The following is a 14895-nucleotide window of genomic DNA, read 5'->3' as shown; positions in this document are numbered from 1 at the left end:
CCGGTCTTGCGAGGTGGTCATCCAAGCCGTGTCAGGGGGCATCCAGCGGCAGGCGCAGGATCACGGTCGTTCCACGGCCGACCGCGCTGTCGATGTCGATCTCGCCGCCCAGCTTGCCGGTAACGAGGTTGAAGGCCGCATAAAGCCCCAGCCCCATGCTGCCCGATCCACGCCGGGTGGTGGCGAAGGGCTGGAACAGCCGCGGCTGGATGTCGGCCGGGATGCCGCGGCCGTTGTCCGACACGGCAAGTTCGATCCGCTCGTTGTCGAGCAGCCGGACCGAAACCGTGACCCGGCCCCGGCGGTTCCGGCTGCCGTCAGGCTCCTCTTCCAGACCTTCGGCTCCGCCGCCGGCCATGGCCCCGACGCCTTCCACGACGGCCGCCGGGGCTGGTTCCGTTTCGAAGGCGTGGGCGAAGGCATTGGTCAGCAGGGCCAGAAGCACCTCGGTCAGCGCGCCGGGATAGGTGTCGAGGGCAATGCCGTCGGGGCAGTCCAACACCAGCTGGTGCCTGGACGCGGCCGGCTGCACCTGCACCGCCAGAACGATGTCGGACAGATAATCGCGAAGGTCGAAGCGGCTGCGCGGGGAATTGGCCTTGCCCTCCGTCACCAGCTTCAGGCTCTGGATCAGGGCGGCGGCACGTTCGATGTTCGCGACCAGAAGCGTCGAAACCTCGCTGGCCGTGCCGATATATTCCTGAAAATCGCTCTTGCGCAGCTGTCCGCCGTTGAAGGTCAGGATGATCTCTTCCGACGCGGTCTGCAGATGGGTGGCGGCGGTCAGCGCGATGCCGACGGGCGTGTTGATCTCGTGCGCGACCGCGGCGATCAGCTGTCCGATCACCGCCATCTTCTCCGCCCGGATCAGGTCCGACTGCATGCGTTCCAGGTCGGCCAGCGCCTGTTCGGCCGAATCCTTGGCGCGGCGCAACGCCTCCGCCTGCACCTTGCGTTCGGTGATGTCATAGAGCCAGACGATGAAGACCGGCTTGCTTTCATAGTTGGTGCGGTCGACGGACATCGCCATCCACACCGTGCGCCCGTCCTCGCGCACGTAATGGATCTCTTCCGAAGCCGACAGAGCCTCGGTTTCCGATGGCCGTCCCGTCAGCCGGTCCTGGACATGGCGGAACAGGGTGGGGGCGCAGTGATGCTGCAGCGTCTCCGCCGGCACGCCGAACAGGTCGGTGCAGCGCTGGTTGCAGTAGAGCAGTTCCCCGGTTTCGGTGATGATCGCCACGCCGATCGGGCTGCCGTCCAGGACCCGGCGCAGGCGGGCGGCCTGGGCGCGCGACGCCGCCTCCGCCGTCCGGGTTTCCTGCAGCGCGTCGCGCAGCCGGCGCACGGAACGGCAGGCCTCCAGCGTCTTGTGGATGGTGGCTTCCAGGTCGGCGAAGTCGATGGGTTTGATGATGAAGTCGAAGGCGCCGCGGTTCATCGCCGCGCGGACATTGCCGAGATCGCCGTAGGCCGACACCATCACCGCCCGGATGTCGGCATTCACCTGCGGCAGATGGTCGAGCAGAGTCAGCCCGTCCATGCCCGGCATATTGATGTCGCTCAGCACCATGTCGATGTCGGGACGGGCGCGCAGGGTCTCCAGCGCCTCCTTCCCGTCATGGGCGAACAGGAATTCCAGTTCGCCGGCACGCACGGCACGGCGGAAACGCTGCATGATCAGCGTCTGGACGTCCCGCTCGTCGTCGACAACCAGTATCTTGCCCATCCCGCCTTCCTACCGCCAACCCGCCCGACAGGCGGGCCGCTCCGCCGAACCCGCATGGCGCCCGGTTGCGCGCAGCCTACCATAAGCGCGCATCGTCCGAACGGGAAGGGCTGTGGCGTATGGCACCCCATCGGTTGTATGCCGCTCGGGGCAAGAGCTTGGGCCGGACCGCAAGCGGAATTCCCTTCTTCAAGGTGGGGTTTTGATGTGGGGCGCGGATATCCTGCAGGATAACACGGGATCGCGGCGCCGCCAGACCATTGTAACGGATCGGCGCCCGCTCACTCCTGCCGCACTCCGAACTCCGGGACATCGGCCGTGTTCGCGGCGAGCGGCAGCGTGAACCAGAATGCGGCGCCCTTGCCCGACTCGGGGTTCGGCCCGGCCGGCGCGTCCGCCACCCCGATCCGTCCGCCGAGATGCTCGACGATTCGCTTGGCGATGGCCAGCCCCAGGCCGGTGCCGGCCGGCTTGCCGGTCAGCGTGTCGCCGGACTGGCGGAAGCGGTCGAACACCAGTTCGCGGTCCTTCGCCGCCACGCCGGGGCCGCTGTCGGTCACCGTCACCCTCAGGAAGCCGCTCTCCAACCGGGTTTCCAGCCGGGTCCGGCCGCCGGGCGGCGTGAATTTGGCGGCGTTGGACAGCAGGTTGACGACGACCTGGATCACCCGGTCGACATCGCCGCGCACCGGCGGCAGGCGGTCGGGAATATCGACCGACAGGGTGATGCCGCGCTCCAGGAACAGCGCCTCCGTCGCGGCGACCGCCTCGGTCAGCGCCGGTCCGGCGTCGATAGTCTCGATCCGCCAGTCCAGCGCCCCGGCCTCGATCTTCGCCATGTCCAGCACCTGGTTGATCAGGCGGGTCAACCGCTCGCTCTCCTTGATGATGACGGCCAGGAACTCCTGCCGCTGGTCGGTATCAAGGTCGGGGTCGTCGTGCAGGATCTCGCTCAGCGCCCGGATCGAGGTCAGCGGCGTGCGCAGCTCGTGGGTGACGGTCGACAGGAAATCGTCCTTCAGCCGGTCCAGCTCGGTCAGCCGTTCGTTGGCGGCGCGCAGGGCGTCGGTGGCGCGCTCCAACTCCGCAGTCTTGCGTTCCAGTTCGCGGCTGTGGGCGATGACGTCGCTGGTCTCGTCCAGCATGCGCAGAAGCTCCGCCGCCTCCACCGCCCCGGCCGAGACGGAGGACGCGAGGGCGACGCGGGCGGACGCCCCGCCGATCGCGCCGGCAAGCAGCCGTTCAGCCAGCCGCAGCCGCTCCGGCCCGGCCGGCTCGTCCGGATCGGCACCGGCAAAGGCCCGCTCGGCGCGCTGGGGCCCGAGGAAGCGGGCGACCACGCGGGTGAGGTCGCCGACGCTGGCGGCGCTGCGCCAGTCCGGCGGTGCTTCCCGCAGCGGCACGACACCGTTCGGCGCGGACTGGAAGACGTCGACGAAGGCGGCTGCCTGCGCCCGCTCCGCAGCGCCGGGCCGATCGAACAGCGACAGGCCGACATAGGCACCGATGTTGACGAGCGCGGTCCAGAACAGGGAATGGGCCAGCGAATCCCAACCTTCCAGTCCGAACAGCGCATAAGGCCGCATGGCGGCGATTCCCCATGGCCCGTCGGCGATGAAGCTGGCCGGCAGCCAGCCCGACCGCGCGAAGCTGGGCAGCAGCAGGGTATAGGCCCAGACCAGCGTCCCGGCCGTTACCCCGCCGATGGCGCCGCGCCGGGTCGCTCCGCGCCAATAAAGGCCGCCGATCAGCGCCGGGGCGAACTGCGCCACCGCGGTGAAGGAGATCAGTCCGATCGACACCAGTGCGTAGGCCGATCCCGCCAGCCGGAAATAGCCATAGCCGAACAGCAGGATCGTCACGATGGCGATGCGCCGGACCGCCAGCAGCAGCGGCGCCAGATCGGCGGAGCGCGCCAGCGCCCGCGACCGGGTGCGCAGCAGGATCGGCATGACCAGGTCGTTGCACAGCATGGTGGACAGCGCCACCGACTCCACGACGATCATCCCCGCCGCCGCCGACAGCCCGCCCAGGAAGGCCAGCAGCGCCAGCCAGTCCGCTCCACCGCCGAGCGGTAGGGCGACCATGAACAGGTCCGGATCGATCCGTCCGCCGAAGCTCAGCAGCCCCGACAGGGCAACCGGCAGGACGAACAGGTTGATGAGCAGGAGATAGAGCGGGAACAGCCAGACCGCCCGGTCCAGATGGCATTCGTCCACCGATTCGATCACCATCACCTGGAACTGGCGCGGCAGGCACAGCATCGCCGCGGCTGACAGGATCGTGGTGGTGACCCAGGCGCCCCACGGCCCATTTCCCACTGGCCCGTTTCCCCCTGGCGCATGGCCGAGCGCCGGATCGCTGCCCGTCAGGCGGGCGAGGTCGGGACGGGCGGCTGCCGCATCGAACAGGCTCTCCAGCCCGTCATGCAGGCCCCAGACGACGAACAGCCCGACCGCCAGGAAGGCGATCAGCTTCACCAGAGATTCCAGGGCGATGGCGGCGACCATGCCGGGATGGTGCTCCGCCGCGTCGATCTGGCGGGCGCCGAAGACGATGGCGAACAGCGCCATCACCGCGGCGATCAGGAAGCCATGGTCGAGAAACGGACCCTCCGCCGGACCCATCCCGCCGCCGCCGGTCAGCGCATCGAAGCTGACGGCGACCGCCTTGAGCTGAAGGGCGATGTAGGGCGTCACCCCCACCGTGGCGGTCAGTGCCACCAGCCCGCCCAAGAGCGGACTGTGGCCGTAGCGGCTGGCGAGGAAGTCGGCGATGGATGTGATGCGCTGCGTTTTGGCAATCCGCAGGATCTTGCGCAGAACCAGCGGCGCCAGCAGCATCAGCAGGGTGGGGCCGAGATACACCGGCAGGAAACCGATGCCCAGCGTCGCCGCCCGCCCGACCGATCCGTAGAAGGTCCAGGTCGTGCAATAAACGCCCAGCGACAGGGCGAAGATCGTGGGAGAGGCGATGACGCTGCGCCCCGCCGCCTCCCGCCGGTCGGCCCAATGGGCGATGGCGAACAGGGCGGAAAGGTAGGCGAGGGCGGCGATCAGGACGGTGGTCCAGTCCAGTCCGACCTCCATGCCGCGCCCCTATCGCGTCCGGCCGGCCAGCGCGGCCAGCGCGATCACCGCCGCCCACAGGCCGAACACCCAGACATAGAGCGTCGGCACGCCCAGGACTCTCCCTTCCACCCCGAAAATGCCGAGAAGCGGCGGGTTGAACACCACCGCCGCCAGCAGGAACAGGCCGATCATCCGGTCGCGGTGGCGGCCGGAACCCGCATCCTGGCCCGCTTCCCGGCCCGCCTCCCGGTCAGGCGCGCTCAAAAGGCGCGCTCCCGGGCGGCGAGTTCGACCAGGATGTTGGCGCCGCGGATGGCGTCGTCCAGCGTCCGCACGTCGCGCTCGCGCAGCATCTCGACCATCCGCAGGAACACCGCGGCGGTGACCAGGCTGTCGCCCAGCGCGGTGTGGCGGTCGACCACTGCAATGCCCAGCCGTTCGGCGATGCCGTCCAGCGTGTGGTCGCCGTCATTGCCCAGCAGCATGCGGGACAGCAGCATGGTGTCCAGCACCGGGCAGTCGAAGGAAACCCCCGCCGCCCGTTCCTTCATCTTCAGGAATTTCAGGTCGAAGGCGGCGTTGTGCGCCACCATCACCGCGCCGGAGACGAAGCTGCGGAACTGCGGCAGCACGGCGTCGATGGTCGGCTTGCCCGCCACCATGCCGTCGGTGATGCCGTGGAAGGGGACCGACTCCGGCGGGATCGGCCGCCGGGGATCGACCAGCGTGTTGAAGGTCTCGCCCGTCAGGATGCGCCCGCCGACCACGCGGACCGCGGCGATCTGGATGATCTCGTCGCCGGTGCTGGGCGACAGGCCGGTGGTCTCGGTATCGAACACCACGTAATGCAGCCGGTCCAGCGGCGTGCGGCCAAGCTCGCTGGTTGCCAGCGGCTGGTGCAGCAGCCCGAAATCGAAGAATTCCGGGCGGGCGCCGGCCCGTGGGCGCGGCTGTGCGGTGCGTGGCGACTGTGCAGGCGGCAACGGTACGCGCAGCCGGGCGCGGCCGGCGCCGCCGGGAAGGTCGTTGGGCAGCGGTTCGCTCCAGGCGGTGCTGCGGTGGTGCTGCAGCACGTCGCCGGCGCTGAGGCCGCCCAGGCCGTCGGGCAGCGTCTGGTCCAGCCAGCCGTCCAGCGTGGCGCTGGGCACCGCGGGCCCTTCCCACACGAGGTCGAGATAGACCCAGCGGTCGCCATCCTGCAGCCCGGCGGCCTCCAGATCGAAGGCGGTGGCGCCGGTCAGCGCCTGCACCCGCCCGATCAGATAGGCGAACAGCAGGACGAGGCTGTGGCTGTCGCCATGCACCCATTGCGGCAGGCCGGTCAGCGTCACCGTGGTGGCGGTCTCCGTCCCGACCCGGTGGGCCACGAGGTTGATCAGGTTGTTGGAGTGGATGTCGCTCATCGGCCAGCTGCCGGTGACGACGTTGCGGTAGGCGGTCGTCACCCGCTCCAGCCTTTGCGACAGGCTGTCGCAGGATTCCAGCATCGCGCTTTCGAAGGCGGCGCGGTCGCCGGGGCCGAGATCGGGGGCGTCGTACAGCGTCTCCACCGCCGCCCGCAGGTTGGCGATGGGGGCGCGGAACCCCTCCGTCGCCTCGCGCAGCAGGGCGTCGCGCTGGCCGAGCGCGGCCATTTCGCTGGTGGCGTCGGACAGGGTCAGCACATAGCCGGTGATGGCGGGCGGCTCGTCCGACGCAGGATCGGGATCCTGCAGGATGGCGCTCATCCGGCCTTCCAGCAGGATGCGGCCGTCGGTGGTGGCGCCGACGAACTGGGCGGTGGTGCCGTGCTCGTGGTTGAGGTGCCGGCCTTCGCGGACGCGCAAGCTCAGCCGTTCCAGCGTGTGGGTCACCGGCTCCGCCACCACGAAATGCAGAAGCGAGCGGCCCAGCCCGAGGTCGCCGGCCAGGTGGAGGATGTCGAGGGCGGTCTGGTTGTAGAGCAGGATCTGGTGGCGGGTGTTGCAGACCAGAACGCCTTCATGCAGGTCGCGCAGCACGGCGGCGAGCTGGGTCTTCTGCTCCTCCACCTTGGCGGTATGGTCGGCGACGGTGCGGGCGATGTCGCGGCGGACCTGGGCCAGCTTGTCCGACAGTTCGTTCACCGCGCGTGCGATGGGCAGGAGATCGCCATAGCGGGAGAGCGGCACCCGGCCGCCGACGGCCCCCTCCGCATTGCCATGGGCGATCAGCCCCGCCTCGCGGCTCAAGGTCTCGGCGGCGCGCAGCAGGTAACGGTCGACCGCCAGCCAAAGCCCCCACACCGCCGCGGCGCAGGCCGCCGTCATCACCACGGCATAGGTCAGCAGCGGATCCGATGCGTCCGACCCGCGCACCGCCGCCGCCAGCCCGACCGCCAGCGCCACCAGACCGAGGCCGGCGGCGCGGAAGGCGAGCGGGATCATGCGGCGGGGCAGGGGAGGAGCCGCGGAGGCGGCGGTTGTCGGCGCGGCCGGTGAAGCCGGGGCGGTCATGGCGCCGGCTCCCCGCCGCCGGCCGCGGCGGTCAGGCCCAGATGGCGGCGGACGGTGGTCAGCAGATCGCGGGTGGAGAAGGGCTTGGTGATGTAGTCGGTGGCGCCCAGCGCCAGACCCTTCTGCCGTTCGACGTCGCGGCTGCGCGCCGTCAGCATGATGATGGGCAGCGATTTCCAGGCCGGATTGGTCCGCAGGGTCTGGCAGACATCGAAGCCGTCGCGCTTCGGCATCATCGCGTCGAGCAGGATCAGGTCGGGGGTGAAATTCTCCACCGAGCGCAGCGCCTCGTCCCCGTCGCGGGCGATGCGCACGTCGAACCCGGCGCGCTGCATGAGAACCTGGAGCGACAGGACGATGCTGGGCTCGTCGTCGACAACCAGGATGGTCGGCTTCATGGCGGGGCGTCCTCCGGTACGCCGGTCTTTTGCCGGCTTCCCAATTTGTGGCCGGGGCAATGCATTCGTGCCCTGGAATGTCCATGGTACGAGCAAAGAGAAGCGGGGATCAAGCGGCACTCCCGGCTCCCCCGACCAAAGAACGGGGGTGCTAAGCCCAAGAAAAAGCCCGGCCGCGACCAAATGTCGCCGCCGGGCTTTCGTTTGGATGACACAGTGTCGCAGGGGCAAGAACCGGCTGCGAATCGCCTCCGGTCCGGACCGGGATCAGCGCGTGGTCACGACGACCGGGTTGAGCCCCATCTTCGATTTCAACTGCTCCGCTTCGCGCTTGGCCGCGGCCGGATCGGGGAAGCCGCCGACGCGCACGGCGCGCCAGGACCGGTTGGAACTGTCGGTCCAGTCCACCGTATAGGCCTGGAAGCCGCCGCCCTGCAGCCGCTGCGCCAGCGAATCGGCGTTGGCCGTTACCGAGAAGGTGCCGACCTGTACGGTATAACGCCCGGCCGGCGCCGCGGCGGACGGGGCTGCCGAGGGGGCTGCCGAGGTGGCGGTTGACGGGGCTGGGGCCTTGGCGGTCGGCTTCGACTCGCCATTGCCGGCCGATGCGGTGGGCGGACGCTTCGCGGCATCCTTGGGCGGGGCCAGCATCGCCTGCAGCGAACCGGAATCGTTCGGCGCGGCGGCAGGCTGTTCCGGCTTGGCCGCGTCGGGCTTCGGCGGCTCCGGCTTTTGTGCGGCCGGCGCGGCGGGCGCGGTCTCGGTCGGGGCGGCGGCCCGCGGTTTCGGCGAGGTGGCAGGAGCGGTGGCGGGCACGGCCGGCGGCTCCGGCACCTTCAGGACCGGCGGCGGGCTGGCGGGCAGGGCGGCGACCGGAGGCGGCGGCGCGGCGGACGGCGCGGTTTGGGCCGGTGCCGACTGGACCGGTGCCGCCTGGGTGGGAGCCGGCAGGCTTTCAGTCGCCGGGGCCGCGGCGGTCGGTGCGGGGGCCGGGGAGGAGGGCGCGCGGGTGATGGCGGGCGCCGGCACCATCGGCGCCGAGCTGTTGGTGGCCGTCGTCACCGGTGCCGGATCGCCCGAGCCGAAATAGACCACGCCGACGGCGATTCCGCCAGCCGCCAGCAGGGCGAGGGCGATCTTGCCCAACGGCAGGCTGCGGCCCGCGGGCTCCTCCTCCTCATACTCCACGTCCTCGTCCTGCGGGTCGGCCCGCAGATCCTCGTTCAAGGCGCGAAGCAGCTTGGCGATGTCCTCGTTCTCCGGCGGCGGAGTCTCGGAAGGTTTGCCGTTGGCCTTCATCTCGTCCTTGGAAGTCGGTGTCGTCAGGGTGGGAGCCCGCCGGGGCGGTGGCTGGAGCGTCACGGTCGACCTGCGCTTGCCCGTCATGCGGGCCGGCTGAATGCACAAAAAGGGGCCTTCCGGTTGCCGGGGTCGCGGTGACACGGCCCGGCTGCGGAAAGCCCCTTCTCTTTATCGTATTTTGCCGCTCCATCAAACCGCCATGCGGTCGCGCCCGGCGGATGGGCGGCACGAAAGAAGGGACGTCAGCCCTGGTGCGGCCTGTTCGGATCGGCGGGCTGGGTGGAGGCGGGCTGGGTGGGGGCCGGCTGGGGTGCGGCAGGCTGAGCGGCCGCGGACTGGGCCGGTTGGGCGGGGGCGGGGTTGATCGCGGCGGGAGGGGCCTGGGCGGTGGTCGCCGCGGGCGGATTGGCCTCGTCGCTCTCGTCCTTCAGGCCGGCCTTGAAGGCCTTCACGCCCTTGGCGATGTCGCCCATCACGTTGGGCAGCTTGCCGGCGCCGAACAGGAGAAGCACGATGACCAGAACGATCAACCAGTGCCAGATGCTGAAACTGCCCATCGATCAATACCTCTGAAATTCGGTCGGAGCGGACGTCGTCGCGGTCGCCACCAATGTGAGTGCCCCTTCCGCGCCGCACAAGAGGCGGCCGTGGGGAGCGCCGTGATAAAGGACGCCCCTCAGGCCGCCGGGCCGCTTTCCGCCGGCTCCTCCGGCAGTTGGTGGCGCATGATCAGCGGCGCCTGGAAGGCGCTGAACAGCAAGGTCAGCGGCATGATGCCGAACACCTTGAAGTTGACCCACATGTCGGTGGTGAAGTTCCGCCACACCACCTCGTTCAGCACCGCCAGCAGCAGGAAGAACCAGGCCCAGCGGATGCCCAGCGTGCGCCAGCCGTCGTCCGACAGGCTCAGCACCGTGCCCAGCAGGCGCTTCATCACGTTGCGTCGCATCGCATGGGCGACGAACAGGACGATGGCGAACAGCAGATTGACCAGGGTCGGCTTGATCTTGATGAACAGATCGTCCTGCAGCCACAGCGTCAGGCCGCCGAACAACAGCACGAATCCGGCGCCGACCACCGGCATGATCGGGATGCGGCGTTCCAGCCGCCAGGACACCGCCACCGCGATGGTGATGGCGACCATGAAGACCGCGGTGCCGGTCATGATGCCGGCCTGCGAATTGGCAACGAAGAAGGCGGCGAGCGGGCCGGCCTCGATCGCCAGACGTGCGAACTGGTTCATGCCCCCTGACATAGCCCGAACCGGCCGCCCATGAAAGGGGCGAATGTTGGCGTGCGGGACATTCGGGTGCGCTACCACGGCAGGCCGACGGCGTGTGTGCGACGGTGACATCGCGCGGATCGGCCCACAAGGACGCAAGGGGGGCTTTTCTCGCGACGCGTGCTTCGCTACCTCTTTCGTCATCCGCCGATCGGCGGGCCTCCGACGAAGGGCAGCGGGACGATGGAAGCAGCCGAAGTGAAGGACCTGATCGACGAAGCGCATGAGCGGGAGAAGGCCCAGCGCCGTTCCGCCGGACGGCACCATTCGGAAGACGGGGAAGAGGGCGGGCATGGGGTGAAGACCTCCACCGCCATCTACATCTCGGTCCTGGCCGCGGTGCTCGCCATCGTCAGCGTCGCCGGTTCCAACGCGGGCAAGGAGCTGATGGCCAGCGCCATCGAGGCGTCCGACAGCTTCGCCTATTATCAGGCCAAGACCCAGCGCCAGATCAGCCTGCGGCTTGCCGCCGACGAGATCGAGCTGCTGTCCGCCGGCATGCCGGCCGATGCGCAGGCCAAGGCGCTGCAGCGGTCCGCCGAATACCGCCAGTCGGCCGAACGGATGGAGGCGGACGAGGGCAAGAACAGCCGCAAGGACCTGCTGGGCAAGGCGAAGGCGGCGGAATTTCGCCGCGACCATGCCGCGGCCCAGGATCCCTATTTCGACTTCGCCGAGGGCATGCTGCAGCTCGCCATCGTGCTGGCGTCGGTCTTCGCCATCACCAACAAGGGCTTCATCCTGTGGACCAGCCGCGCGCTGGCCGTGACCGGCGTGCTGATGGCGGCCGACGGCTTCACCCTGATCCTGCCGCTGCCTTTCCTCTGACCGCTCAGAACTGGACCGACAGACGCAGGGAGCCGTAGTTGGTCAGCGATTTCTGGCCGCGGAATTCCGGCGTCTGCAGGGTCTGGGCATAGGTCACGCCATAGCGGCCGTAACGCAGGGTCAGGCCGGCCTGCATGCTGCCGACGAAGGGATGCTTGGCGACCGACCGGCTTTCGCGGAACGTGTTGCCGTCCAGGAAGATGTTGCGCGCCACCGCCCGCCCTTCGGCGCTGGCATAGACATACCAGGAAAAGCGCCCCGGCCGCTCCCAATAGGGATTGTCCTGGTAGGGGATGCTGGAGGTCGGGCGCGTCACCAATGCCCCCACCGGCGGCGGCATGTTGCCGCCCAGCCGGACGGTGGCCCCGGCCGCGGCGAAGGTCAGGACATTGCCCAGGCTGCCGGCGACATGGGGGCTGAGGTCCCACTCCACCGGGCCGAGGCTGTTGGGCTTCTCGTCGCGCCAGACATGCTCATAGCTCAGCACCACGCCCGGCTCGTCATGCAGCTGATAGTTCCAGCCCTCCGGGTAGGTGGCGCCGTCGACGATCTTGTGGACCGCCTTCTGCGTCTGTTCCGCCAGCGAGGCCGGACCGACCATGCCGAGGTCGAGGTCGATGCGGTCCACCGCCGTCGGCGTCTCGTTCAGTACCGACAGCCGGCCATAGAGCCATCCGGCATAGGGCCGGTCCCGCGGGTCGGGATCGCGGGCGGTCAGGTTGCCGGGGGTGTAGATGTTCTGGCCGAAGGCGAAGCCATAGCGCCGGACCCCTCCCGGCTCGATCCAGGGCACCAGATTGGCCAGCCAATCGATGCTGCCGTAGGTCGGCCGCGCGCCGGAGAAGTAATAGAACTGGAATCCATTCGTGTAATAGCGATCGGTCCCGCCGCCGAACAGGTCGTTGTCGATCCAGAATCCGATGGCCGGGCCGGAGGTCGCCGGTTCGTCGCCGGGGGGAGGGGTGGTTTCCTGCGCGGTGGCCGCCGATGCGGTCAGCAGCAGGGTCGCAAATGCTGCGGCCAAGGCAGGGCCGCTTTTCGTCACCATTCCGGCATGCTCCATCCGTTCCGCAGGGTAACGGACGGAAAGAGAGTGTGTTGCGCTGCGGCGCGGCTTCTTTTGGGGTAGGGGCAGCCGAAGCTACCCCTCAATCCTCACATCCGTGCCCGCAACCCCTCCACCGCCTCCTCCAGCGTCATGTCGATCCGCTTGATCCCGTGCAGAGCCAGGAACCGCGCCTCGTTCTTCGACAGCTCGCCGGGGATCACCGCCCAATGGCTGCCTGAGGAACGCTTGGCGATCTGGCGGGCGAAGGTGCGCTGGATCTCGTGGTCGAAGCGGCAGCCCAGGAACAGGAAATGGCGGCCGGCGCGGCGGTCCTTCACCACGGCGGGGATCGGGGTCTGGATGTCGATCTCCGTCAGGATCTCGACATAGTCGCTGTCGGAGATCAGGTAGTTGCCGGCCGGCGTCACCGCGCCCGACGGCTTGTAGAGCACGGTGTCCCAGCCGGATGCCGCCTCCGCCGTCGACTCGGCCCCGTCCGGAGCGTAGTAGCGCACCCATTCGCCGGTGGATTGCGGGTGCGACACCCCCTGAATCTGCCCCCAGGTCCGGTCGGCCGCCGCACTCAGCAGGCTGTCCAGGACATTGTCGTACCAGACGTCGACCAGCAGCGGCGGGGCCGGGATCGCCGCCAGCAGGGCGTGGACCGGGGTCGCCGGCACGGTCTGGCGGAAGATTTCGTTGAGGATGGTCTCCAGCGTCTTACGGTGCTTGCGCGTCTCGATGAACTGGGCGACCGCGGTCAGGTTGGAGCGGATGCGGCCGGGGGCGGCGACCTTGGCGTTCAGGCGCTGCACCAGTTCCGCCGAGTTGCGCGGGATCGGACATTGGTCGGGCGGCAGAAGGGCGAAGGCGCCGGGGCCGAGATAGGGCACCACCTGCCTCGCCGCCAGCGCCGCGGCGATGTCGGCCAGCGCCGCCGCGGCGTCCGGAACCGTGACGGAGTCCGAATCGGTTGCCAGCGTGGTGTCGGTCATGGAAGGCTTCTCCCTGATTTTCTAGAGATAGATCGCGGCGCCGGCGCCGGTGTTGACGCTGGCGTCCTTCAGCGTTTCCACGATGAAGGCGACCTGATCGCGGGTGATCTTGCGGTGCAGCGGCAGGGCCAGCACGCGGTCGGCGGTCTTGGTGCAGACCGGGCAGGCCCCGCGGCCGGCACGGTCCTCGCCGAGTGCCTCGATGTAGTATTGCTGGGTATGCAGCGGCTGGCCGAAGTCGCTGGCGTCGATGTCATGGGTGTCCAGGTCTTCGATGATCGACCGGCGGCCCGACGCGGTGAACCGGGTGCCGAGATGGACGCAATAGACCATCGGGTTGACCACCTCGGCCCCAGGCCCGCGATAGGGCGGCTTGATCCCCTCGAAGCTCGCCATCGCCGCGTCGTAATAGGCGATGACCAGATTGCGGCGGGTCAGGATCTCCGGCAGGCGTTTCAACTGCACCAGGGCGAGCGCCGCGTTCAGATCGCTCATCTTCGCCTGCCAGGGCAGGGTGCGGGTGATGACCACCGTGTTGCGGTGCTCCGTCTCGCGCCGGCGCATGTAGCGCAGCCGGTGGGCAAGGTCGCGGTCGTCGGTGACGATCATGCCGCCCTCGCCGGCCAGCAGGATGCCGGGTTCGGAAAAGTCGAAGACCGCCGCGTCGCCGAAGGTGCCGACCATCTGCCCCTTGTAGGTGGAACCGATGGCCTCCGTCGAATCCTCCAGCAGGATCAGGTGCTTGGCGTCGGCCAGCGCGCGCAGCTCGTCCCAATGGGCGGGGTGGCCGTTGACGTTGGCGGCCAGGATCGCCTTGGTCTTCGGCGTGACCAGAGCCGCCGCCTTTTCCGGGTTGATGGTGTGCTGCCAGTAATCGATGTCGACCAGCACCGGCGTGGCACCGGACAGCGCCACCGCATGCTGGACCTGATGCCAGCCGAAGGGGCTGCACAGCACCTCGTCCCCCTCGCCGATGCCATAGCCCTTCAGCATCAGCAGCGTGGCCATGGTGCCGCTGGACACCGCCACCGCATGGTCTCGGCCGACATAGGCGGCGAAGGCATCCTCGAACGCCCGCACCATTCGCCCGTCGCTCAAGGCCCCGGAGGACAGCAGGCGGCCGAGCATCTCGACCTCCGCACCGGATATGTCCGGGTCGGTCAGCGGGATATAGTCGTCAACCCCGTCATCGTCGGAGGCTTCGGGGTCCCATGCTGCGGCGGCATCGCTCATTCATTCGTCCTCGTCCCGTTGGGCGATCACGACGCCGGTGGCAAGCTCCGGCTTGTCGGTGATGAGCCAGCAGTGGTTGTTGCCGTCCACCAGATGCAGGTCGAATCCCGTCTCTTCCCGAAAGGGATCCTCGGCCATCACCGCGGCCATGGCGCCGGTGACGGTCTTCAGGTCCGGGTTGGCCTCGCGCACGCCGCGGACCACGGCGTCGAGCTTGCCGCCCCCGGCGAACAGCCGGCCGGCCAGCGTTGCGATGCTGTCGATGCGCTCGGGAGACAGGGCCATCGGCGTCACTCCGTTCCGCGTTTCTTGGCTTCGACGGTGATCGGCAGGCGGGTGTCGTCCGGCATCTCCGGCAGGTCGAGCGTCCAGCCGTTGGCGACCTTGATCCAGCCGCCCCACAGGCCCGGCTTCTCCATCTCGACGATGGGCTCCTCCAGGTCCTTCTTGGCGACGTAGATCGTGTATTGCTCGGACGCCTTGCGGATCATCACCTTCATCGCGGACACTCCATCCTTTTGTTCTGATTGTCTTT

At 68.8% G+C, this 14895-nt stretch carries 14 protein-coding genes; 1 reads left to right on the top strand and 13 read right to left on the bottom strand.

Translation table 11 applies throughout. The features are described 5' to 3' along the window. Nucleotides 1-31: 31 nt before the first annotated feature. From FZ029_RS02975 to FZ029_RS02940, 8 genes are all read right to left on the bottom strand, one after another. On the bottom strand, nucleotides 32-1729 hold the full coding sequence (locus FZ029_RS02975; protein WP_149267951.1) for a response regulator: 1698 nt from the start codon (nucleotides 1727-1729) through the stop codon (nucleotides 32-34). A gap of 281 nt (nucleotides 1730-2010) precedes the next feature. After that, nucleotides 2011-4818: a sensor histidine kinase gene (locus FZ029_RS02970; RefSeq protein WP_149267950.1), complete on the bottom strand. Its 2808-nt coding sequence runs from the start codon at nucleotides 4816-4818 to the stop codon at nucleotides 2011-2013. 9 nt (nucleotides 4819-4827) lie between these two features. Further along, entirely contained in the window at nucleotides 4828-5064 is a 237-nt protein-coding gene (locus tag FZ029_RS02965; RefSeq protein WP_149267949.1) for a hypothetical protein, read from the bottom strand. Continuing rightward, a complete protein-coding gene (locus FZ029_RS02960) occupies nucleotides 5061-7274 on the bottom strand; it encodes an exonuclease domain-containing protein (protein WP_149267948.1) in 2214 nt (737 codons plus the stop codon). The genes FZ029_RS02965 and FZ029_RS02960 overlap by 4 nt, the downstream gene beginning before the upstream one ends. After that, nucleotides 7271-7672, bottom strand: a complete 402-nt coding sequence (locus FZ029_RS02955; protein ID WP_149198098.1) for a response regulator — start codon at nucleotides 7670-7672, stop codon at nucleotides 7271-7273. Before FZ029_RS02955 ends, FZ029_RS02960 begins: the two co-directional genes overlap by 4 nt. 267 nt (nucleotides 7673-7939) lie before the next feature. Continuing rightward, nucleotides 7940-9034, bottom strand: a complete 1095-nt coding sequence (locus FZ029_RS02950; protein ID WP_247892124.1) for an SPOR domain-containing protein — start codon at nucleotides 9032-9034, stop codon at nucleotides 7940-7942. Between the two features lie 182 nt (nucleotides 9035-9216). Next, entirely contained in the window at nucleotides 9217-9531 is a 315-nt protein-coding gene (locus FZ029_RS02945) for a twin-arginine translocase TatA/TatE family subunit (protein ID WP_149267947.1), read from the bottom strand. A 119-nt stretch (nucleotides 9532-9650) separates the two neighbouring features. After that, on the bottom strand, nucleotides 9651-10217 hold the full coding sequence (locus FZ029_RS02940) for a septation protein A (RefSeq protein WP_109154513.1): 567 nt from the start codon (nucleotides 10215-10217) through the stop codon (nucleotides 9651-9653). 222 nt (nucleotides 10218-10439) lie between these two features. Between FZ029_RS02940 and FZ029_RS02935 the strand changes: the two genes are divergently transcribed. Next, nucleotides 10440-11084 (top strand): DUF4337 domain-containing protein, encoded by a 645-nt coding sequence (locus FZ029_RS02935; RefSeq protein WP_149267946.1) that lies wholly within the window; start codon nucleotides 10440-10442, stop codon nucleotides 11082-11084. 4 nt (nucleotides 11085-11088) lie between these two features. On the opposite strand, the gene FZ029_RS02930 is transcribed toward FZ029_RS02935, so the two are convergent. The 5 genes from FZ029_RS02930 to nifT all read right to left on the bottom strand — a co-directional run bounded on the left by FZ029_RS02930 (nucleotide 11089) and on the right by nifT (nucleotide 14860). After that, the gene (locus FZ029_RS02930) at nucleotides 11089-12132 is read right to left on the bottom strand and encodes a lipid A deacylase LpxR family protein (protein WP_149267945.1); all 1044 of its coding nucleotides are present in this window, start codon (nucleotides 12130-12132) and stop codon (nucleotides 11089-11091) included. Nucleotides 12133-12239: 107 nt separating this feature from the next. Continuing rightward, nucleotides 12240-13127: an SIR2 family protein gene (locus tag FZ029_RS02925; protein ID WP_149267944.1), complete on the bottom strand. Its 888-nt coding sequence runs from the start codon at nucleotides 13125-13127 to the stop codon at nucleotides 12240-12242. A gap of 21 nt (nucleotides 13128-13148) precedes the next feature. Further along, nucleotides 13149-14360, bottom strand: coding sequence for a DegT/DnrJ/EryC1/StrS family aminotransferase (locus tag FZ029_RS02920; RefSeq protein WP_188051807.1), 1212 nt, complete (start codon nucleotides 14358-14360; stop codon nucleotides 13149-13151). Continuing rightward, nucleotides 14361-14645: a hypothetical protein gene (locus FZ029_RS02915; protein WP_149267943.1), complete on the bottom strand. Its 285-nt coding sequence runs from the start codon at nucleotides 14643-14645 to the stop codon at nucleotides 14361-14363. Nucleotides 14646-14650: 5 nt separating this feature from the next. Continuing rightward, nucleotides 14651-14860 (bottom strand): putative nitrogen fixation protein NifT, encoded by a 210-nt coding sequence (gene nifT / locus FZ029_RS02910; RefSeq protein ID WP_109156501.1) that lies wholly within the window; start codon nucleotides 14858-14860, stop codon nucleotides 14651-14653. Nucleotides 14861-14895: the final 35 nt, after the last annotated feature.

The organism is Azospirillum sp. Sh1 (assembly GCF_008365135.1).
GTDB classification, from domain to species: domain Bacteria; phylum Pseudomonadota; class Alphaproteobacteria; order Azospirillales; family Azospirillaceae; genus Azospirillum; species Azospirillum oryzae.
This window is presented reverse-complemented; position numbering and strand designations above follow the sequence as displayed.